Origin of the sequence: Paenisporosarcina sp. TG20 (assembly GCF_000286315.1) — a bacterium.
Taxonomy (GTDB): Bacteria; Bacillota; Bacilli; order Bacillales_A; family Planococcaceae; genus Paenisporosarcina.
The window spans coordinates 1-7,166 of record NZ_ALJG01000176.1; the positions used below are offsets into that span (position 1 = coordinate 1).

Below are 7,166 nucleotides of genomic sequence, written 5' to 3' on the forward strand. Positions count from 1 at the left end.
ATTTAATATTGCAATTGAGGAAAGTTAAGTGATTGAAGTGGAAGGCGGCGACTCCTGCGGGAACAGCGCGAGATGAAGACCCTGCAGCGAGCGGAGCTAGTAAAGCGTCTGAGGCCGTGCCCGCGGAAAGCGTCCGCCTAGAACGGAAATCACCTGTACTAATTTGGAACTCATCTGGACTACGTAGTCTAAAAAGGTGACGATTCTTTAATAATCAACAGTTGAAGTTTAAGACATTTGAAAACGAAAAAACTGCGTCAAGTGAAGAGACACGATGGACAAAAAATAGCACCTCTACTGCCTGTCAAAAAGCCAATATTAATAGGATACCTATGCGCCATAAACGCAATGGTATCCTATATCACACTTTCAAACTGGCAATGACGAATCTATTTATTGTCCTAAGTGTCCCTGAAACATGGCGCAGCTACCCGTTTTTTATACAAGTACTTACATCTGCAATTTGCACAATAACACTAAACCCCATTAGTGCCTACACAAATGATTTCCTTCTATCTAATAGGACTAAGAGCTAATAGGTCACCCCATGTGTACTTGCCTCGCTCCTTTATGCGCTCACATAACTCACAAAATAAATAAGCAGTTGTTAGCGCATCTCCAACAGCGGTATGCCTTTCAAATATCCTTGTTTCAAACACAGCAGCATAATATTCAAGATCCTTTAACTCCCAATTTGGTACTAAATAAGATAGCAAATCAAGCGTGTCGATTGAAGGAGGCATTTGAAACTTAATATCTGCACGACGAAGTTCATGTTTAAATACTAGCATATCAAACGTAATGTAATGACCTGCAATGCTATTAGCTCCTAGCTGTTTGGCAAACTCAAATAAGTCTTCAATCACTTGGAGTGAGTCAGGTGCATGTTTTACATCCTCATTACTAATCGATGTCAAGTCGGTAATAATTTCAGGGATATCACGTTTAGGGTTCACATATGATTGAAAGATTTTATTCTCGAGAACGTTTAAACCTACAATCGGCACAGCCCCAACTTCAATGAGTCGGTCGTCCTTACCGACTGAAAACCCTGTCGTCTCCGTATCTACAACTAGAAAACTCATATCATTTAGTGGGGTGGAAAGGGGGAGTTCACTATTTAATCGATTTTGAAACTCCTTTTTCGACCATAGGGCCATTCATTCCCCCCCCCTCTACACTAACCCGCTTTTCTACAAACCCATATCTCGCAACACTGACAGTTGAAAATCCCTTAGAACAGTCAATGCTCTCGACAACAACGCCTTTTCTCTAGACGTTAGCTTTTCTATTAAAACTTTTGAATTTCCTTCTTGTTGTTTTTGTTGAACGCTCTTCATTAACACAAAGTCTAGGCTTTCTTTTAATTCTTCTAACCTATTTTCATCAAAACGATTTAGTTCGTACAACGATTCAAGTTTTTCAAAAGTAGAGCCATCAACAATTTTATTTCTTAGACACGCTAACTGAAGGGAGTGATGAAAAGGGAATAACACTCTTATTTTAAGATCAATTTTCTTTCCTTCACGTAAAATAAACGAAAGGATACGATGCTCCAATGAAGGGATGAGTGTCCCCTTAAGTTCTCTAGCCATTTGCAATAAAAGAATACCCGACCGTTCCAGTTCCTGGTTAATCGCATCCAAAAAGTCGTGATGTAGCAAGCGGTCCCCGCTCACCCATCTCATCGCAAAAAAGTTATAGGCATACAATGTATTTTGTGATGTGCTATTAATCGTCCAACGATGGATACGTTGTTGCCATTCCGCAAGAGAACCTCTCCATATCTTGTTGCTAGCCATCATATCCCCATCACAACGTTTGAAACCTATTTTATCCAACATGCGAACTATTTCCTCAGCAAGTATTTTAAAATAATCATCTATTGCCTTGGTTGATTCTTCATAGACTAAAAAATGATCCTGGTCCGTCATAAGAAGTTGTTCCCCACGACCTGCGCTTCCCATTTGATAAAAAACAAATTCACAAGGTGTTGGTAAACCTCTTTCTATTAAAAGACGTTGCTGAGCCAGTTCAATCACTTTTTTCACGATTTCATCGTAGATCGGTGTCATTGTTGAAACGATTAATCTGATACTTTCTCTTTCTTCTAAAAGGTGACTACTCACTTGTTTAACTTTCCGTGACACTTCGTCTACCGATGCCTCGTCCAATAGATTGATATGTGCCATTACTTGTTGAATCGATCGATGCCGCTGTTTTAGTACATCGGAAAGAGTCAGCATTCCAACTGGTGTTTCCATTTCGTCTATAACAATCACATGACGCAAGGTTGGGTTCTTTTGAAAAATGATTAAAGCGTCATAATAATAGGCAGACCGTTTGATTGTCATGCTTTTATTAATAACAATTTCAAGAAGTTTTGTTGTCATTGGCTTATCTTCTGCAATCGCCGAAATTATTTCTCTCATCGATACAACAATTGCTTGTGAGGAAGCGTCAAGAAAAACAACAGCACTGAGCCCTTCTTTATACATGAATTGTATGGCATCTAACATAGAACTTGTTGGTGGCAGCATAAGCAAAGGGGAAGACATCATGTCTTGCACCCTTTGAAATACTTTTTTTTGACTATCCATCCAACTAGATTGCTGAAATTGCTCGGTGAACGATTGATATACATCCTGAAGTCTAAAGATCACTTTTTCTAAAAAATAACGTTGAACATCAGGTTCATCCCAGATTTCATTTAATAGTTCATACGGAAGAAACAGTCCAAGTGTTGTTTCAAGTGCTTGGATTTCAACGGTATTCGTTGGTTTTTGCTGACTTTTCAACATGGTACTCAAACTTCCTAACCCAATAATTTCACCTGGGCCCGCTAGTTCGAGAACTTCCCTTTCGTGTTGATAGCCAGCTGCATATACTTCTGCTAACCCTGAAGTGACGAGTAATATTCCCTCTCTCTTCTTTCTAGCATTGGCAATTAACATCCCTTTATCATACTGACGTTCTTCGCAGCGAAGATAAAGTCGTTCAAACTCCTCTTGATTTCTTCCTTTAAAAAGAGGCGTATTTTTCACAAAATCTTTAATCGACTTGCCGTTACTTGGTTGGTGGAATGTCTTCTCCATTATCCAACCACACCTCTCCATCTCTATACGTCATCTGTTCTGGATAACGGAGATCTTGAACTTCTTCTTGTATTTTCTTAGAAGGTGGCTTAGTAGCAAGAGAAACGACAATATTTGTTATTAACGCTGCAGCTGTTCCAAAGACACCCGCTCCAGTATCAATAATTCCTAAAATCGTAAAGCCACCATACTTTGCAGCGAAAATGTATCCAAGTGTCACTGATAGACCAACGATCATACCTGAAATGACACCAGCTGCATTCGAGCGCTTCCACCATACACCTAGTAATAATGCTGGGAAGAAGGATGCGGCAGCTAAAGCAAATGCCCACGCAACTATTTGTGTAATTGCCCCAGGTGGGTTAAGTGCTACAACACCTGCAACTAGAGAAGCGATAATAATAGACCAACGACCCACCGACAAACGTTTTTTATCTGTCGCTTGTGGGTTAATTGAACGGAAATAAATATCATGTGATAACGAAGATGAGATAGCCATCATTAGTCCACCAGCAGTAGACAATGCAGCAGCCATTGCGCCAGCCGCCATCAATCCAATAACAAAGATTCCTAAATTTGCAATTTCTGGCGTCGCCATAACCACAATATCATTGGCAATTTGTAATTCTGTCCATTGCAATATTCCATCAGCATTTGTATCTGCAATTATGAGCTTCCCTGTATCTACCCAGGACTTTGTCCATTCAGGCAATGCATTTATGGGAGAGTTCGCCACTTGCGTCATTAGAATGAAACGAGAAAATGCAGCGTATGCCGGTGCTGAAAGGTACAGAAGTCCAATAAATAAAAGTGCCCATGCACCACTCCAACGAGCAGCTTTCATTGTTGAAACTGTAAAGAATCTAACAATGACGTGAGGCAACCCGGCTGTACCCGCCATGAGAGTAAACATAAGAGCTATAAATTGCCACTTTGTCCCATTAGTAAATGGGGTTAAGTAATCCGAGATTCCTAGTTCCGCGTCAAGAACTTTCATTTGTTCTAGTACTTCACCGTAGGATACCCAAGGAAGTGGGTTATTTGTTAATTGAAGAGACATGAAAATTACTGGAATTAAATAAGCTGTGATTAACACAACATATTGGGCAACTTGCGTCCATGTAATCCCTTTCATTCCGCCTAAAGCAGCATAGACCGCAATTAAAACTGCCCCGATCATTGTACCAAAACGATAATCAATTTCTAGTAATCTACCAATAACAATACCTGAACCTGACATTTGTCCAATCGAGTATGTAAAACTGATGATAATAGTTGCTACTGCAGCAATTAATCTTGCTACATTACTATCATAACGGTCACCAATAAATTCAGGGACTGTATATCGACCGTATTTTCGCAGTTGAGGTGCTAACAGGAATGTTAATAATAAATAACCGCCTGTCCAACCCATAATGTAACCAAGCCCGTCATAGCCCAGTATCATAACGGTACCAGCTAACCCAATGAATGAGGCAGCACTCATCCAGTCTGCGCCAATAGCCATACCATTGTAAATTGCAGGAACGCCTCGACCGGCAACATAGAAGTCAGAAGCAACCTTTGCTTTATTGTAAATAGCGATCCCTACGTATAATCCGAATGTTGCTAATATGAATGCAAATGACACAATAAATTGTGAATCCATTATTTCGCCTCCTCTAATTGTTTGATAACCACTACTCTTGCTTCATTTCAGTGATCAATTGGATTTCCCTTACCTATCGATTCATTTCGTGATTCATCAATTCCGTATTTTTTATCGATACGATCACTAATAATTGCATTTAGAAACAATAAGATGATGAACGTCACAATTGCACCTTGCGCCCCCATGTAATAATGTAGAGGGATTCCCATAACTGTAATTTCAGTTAAAGATTCAGCGACCAACACAACACCAAATGAAACTATAGCTCCAATTGCTAAAAAGCTCATTATTAGAGTCGTTCGTGTTCGAAAATAGGCATCTGCCACTTTTTTGTCAATTTTTTTCATTGCATGATCTCCCCTTTCATTTCTAACCTCTTAAATTAAAGATAAACTGTATTGTTTCCCAGAGTGGTAAGGGAACTTTTATAATTTCTACTAATAACAAACTACCAACTGCCAAAAGCGGCAACGCAAATAACCATTTTTTCTTAAGCTTTAATGCTAAAAATACAGAAACTATTGTAATAATTGCAAAAACCCACACCGGAATCATTTTAACCCTCCAACCTGTAAGTAGTATAAAAATGTAGAATTTAACAGATTACTATACAATGAAAATTCTGACTCTTCCTTATTATTCCTTTGGACCCCTCTTTTGTCAAGATAAAAAAATACCATTCGGTATCTAGTAATATTTACCTATAAAAGTGGAATAGGTTCTTTTTATAATAATCCCAAAACTAAGTAATTTTAATTGGTAATTGCTCATAACAAAATTTTATTTTAATATTTTCAATGTGGAAGAAAGTAAAAAAACGACCAAAATTATGTCTTCGGTCGTTATTTATAGGAAGATAGTTGAGGATCATTTCGCCCATAATGGGTTCATTTTTAATATTCATAATTTGTTTTTCACTTAGACACCAACCAAGTATTTCCGTTTTTATATGAAAAATTCGGCCTGGTCGTATTTCCCAAATGGAATTAGTTTTTTATCATTTTAATATCGGAGTTAAAACATTGGCAAAAACTTATTTAAAAAAATCTAGGCATATGTCTATACTCATTCATTGGGTAAATTAAATAGAAAAGGTAGTGTACATCAGGTCTATTGTTAATAATAGATTTGTAGTGTTGGTCGTTCTTTCATCCGGTTTACCATAGAATGCCACAGAGTGGTGGATATTCATGGGGTATACTTCAACCGGACGTAATAATGGTTTTGTACTTCTAGTCGTTCTCTTTATTTAGTTGATTAGTGTTGGTTACAACCAATCAATGGATTAAGTCGGAATAATTTAGATTGACTATCTGAGTAAGTGAATATGTAAAGCCTTTACTTTAAAAGTACGCTTCCCAATGCTTTAGGAACCTTACTATTTTTCTCATACTTTAAGTAATTACCTAGTTGTATGGGATTCATAGTTGAATAATAATTTTTTACTCTTCCTTTTTTGATCGATGCCTTTCTAAACTTTTATAGACATATGTCTATGTCCTTTCTTTTTTCTATCATAGGTTAAATAGATAGCAAAAGGAGGTGAACAGATATGGGTGTTTATAGTGCCGGTTACGGTGCTTATGGATATGGTGCTGGTGCTGGTGTCGGTTATGGTGCTGGCGCTGGTGCTGGTGTCGGTTATGGTGCTGGCGCTGGTTATGGCAAGTGTGTACCAGTTGTTGCTCCAGCAAGAACTAACAACGGATTTATCTTACTAGTCGTTCTTTTCATCCTTTTAATCATCGTTGGTAATAACTACCCAGCGGGTGATGTATGTCCTCCAGGGACGGTACCTGTTGTTTAATAACTAGCCACAGGTTAAAACGAAAAAAGAACTAAAAGGGGATACAAGGAGGTGGAAATTTATGAGCTATGCAGCATTCGGAGGTAACAATGGATTCATTTTGCTAGTGGTTCTTTTTATTCTGTTAATCATCGTTGGTAACAACTATCCAATTGGAGGTGGTTACTAATAATTGATTAACCTAGTAAGAAGTTAAAGGTTTTTCTTAAGGTGTTTTTCCTACATTTTAGGAAAAACATCTTTTTCTCTTTCCTTATAGGAAAAAATAATGACAATCACCTAATCACCTAACACATTGGGATAGAAAATAACCACAGGGATTTAGCAGTTTTTACTTTAGCCCTTTCAAACATTTAAAGTTTTTCAAGAAGAAATGTAATCTTTCAAAAGTATGACATTGCTCCGCTATCAATTCTCTCATACCTTCACCTAATCCAATTGGATTGGAGTCATTAATAGAGGTTGTTCAAAAAGTCCGCTAAAAATAGCTGTCGTATCTCTTCGTTGGCTTGCTTCTCTTCTCCTCACGTATCAACACCATACGCTCCGGTGCTCGAAGGCTACGCCGCCTCGACCTACTCGGCTCTTTTTATGCTCCTTTTTGAACACGCAC

7 protein-coding genes are annotated in these 7,166 nt (G+C 38.3%); 2 read left to right on the plus strand and 5 right to left on the minus strand.

What is annotated here, in order from left to right; genetic code table 11:
• Window positions 1-512: 512 nt before the first annotated feature.
• Genes B371_RS0102715 through B371_RS0102735 form a run of 5 tightly spaced genes read right to left on the minus strand, consistent with a single transcriptional unit; the run spans window position 513 to window position 5,301 of the window.
• Window positions 513-1,160, minus strand: coding sequence for a PolC-type DNA polymerase III (locus B371_RS0102715; protein ID WP_019412781.1), 648 nt, complete (start codon window positions 1,158-1,160; stop codon window positions 513-515).
• A 33-nt stretch (window positions 1,161-1,193) separates the two neighbouring features.
• Window positions 1,194-3,095: a DUF294 nucleotidyltransferase-like domain-containing protein gene (locus tag B371_RS0102720; protein ID WP_019412782.1), complete on the minus strand. Its 1,902-nt coding sequence runs from the start codon at window positions 3,093-3,095 to the stop codon at window positions 1,194-1,196.
• A complete protein-coding gene (locus B371_RS0102725; RefSeq protein WP_019412783.1) occupies window positions 3,067-4,743 on the minus strand; it encodes a sodium:solute symporter family protein in 1,677 nt (558 codons plus the stop codon). Before B371_RS0102725 ends, B371_RS0102720 begins: the two co-directional genes overlap by 29 nt.
• Before the next feature lie 47 nt (window positions 4,744-4,790).
• The gene (locus B371_RS0102730) at window positions 4,791-5,093 is read right to left on the minus strand and encodes a DUF4212 domain-containing protein (protein ID WP_019412784.1); all 303 of its coding nucleotides are present in this window, start codon (window positions 5,091-5,093) and stop codon (window positions 4,791-4,793) included.
• A gap of 22 nt (window positions 5,094-5,115) precedes the next feature.
• Entirely contained in the window at window positions 5,116-5,301 is a 186-nt protein-coding gene (locus B371_RS0102735; RefSeq protein ID WP_019412785.1) for a hypothetical protein, read from the minus strand.
• A 997-nt stretch (window positions 5,302-6,298) separates the two neighbouring features.
• Between B371_RS0102735 and B371_RS21130 the strand changes: the two genes are divergently transcribed.
• Entirely contained in the window at window positions 6,299-6,553 is a 255-nt protein-coding gene (locus B371_RS21130) for a YjcZ family sporulation protein (RefSeq protein WP_019412786.1), read from the plus strand.
• Window positions 6,554-6,614: 61 nt separating this feature from the next.
• Complete coding sequence (locus B371_RS22655; protein ID WP_019412787.1) at window positions 6,615-6,722, plus strand: YjcZ family sporulation protein; 108 nt, start codon at window positions 6,615-6,617, stop codon at window positions 6,720-6,722.
• Window positions 6,723-7,166: the final 444 nt, after the last annotated feature.

Bases quoted from the DNA above. Each gene is read 5' to 3' on its own strand.
- B371_RS21130 (WP_019412786.1), top strand. From the start codon at position 6,299: ATGGGTGTTTATAGTGCCGGTTACGGTGCTTATGGATATGGTGCTGGT.
- B371_RS0102730 (WP_019412784.1), bottom strand. From the start codon at position 5,093: ATGAAAAAAATTGACAAAAAAGTGGCAGATGCCTATTTTCGAACACGA.
- B371_RS22655 (WP_019412787.1), top strand. From the start codon at position 6,615: ATGAGCTATGCAGCATTCGGAGGTAACAATGGATTCATTTTGCTAGTG.
- B371_RS0102720 (WP_019412782.1), bottom strand. From the start codon at position 3,095: ATGGAGAAGACATTCCACCAACCAAGTAACGGCAAGTCGATTAAAGAT.
- B371_RS0102735 (WP_019412785.1), bottom strand. From the start codon at position 5,301: ATGATTCCGGTGTGGGTTTTTGCAATTATTACAATAGTTTCTGTATTT.
- B371_RS0102725 (WP_019412783.1), bottom strand. From the start codon at position 4,743: ATGGATTCACAATTTATTGTGTCATTTGCATTCATATTAGCAACATTC.
- B371_RS0102715 (WP_019412781.1), bottom strand. From the start codon at position 1,160: ATGGCCCTATGGTCGAAAAAGGAGTTTCAAAATCGATTAAATAGTGAA.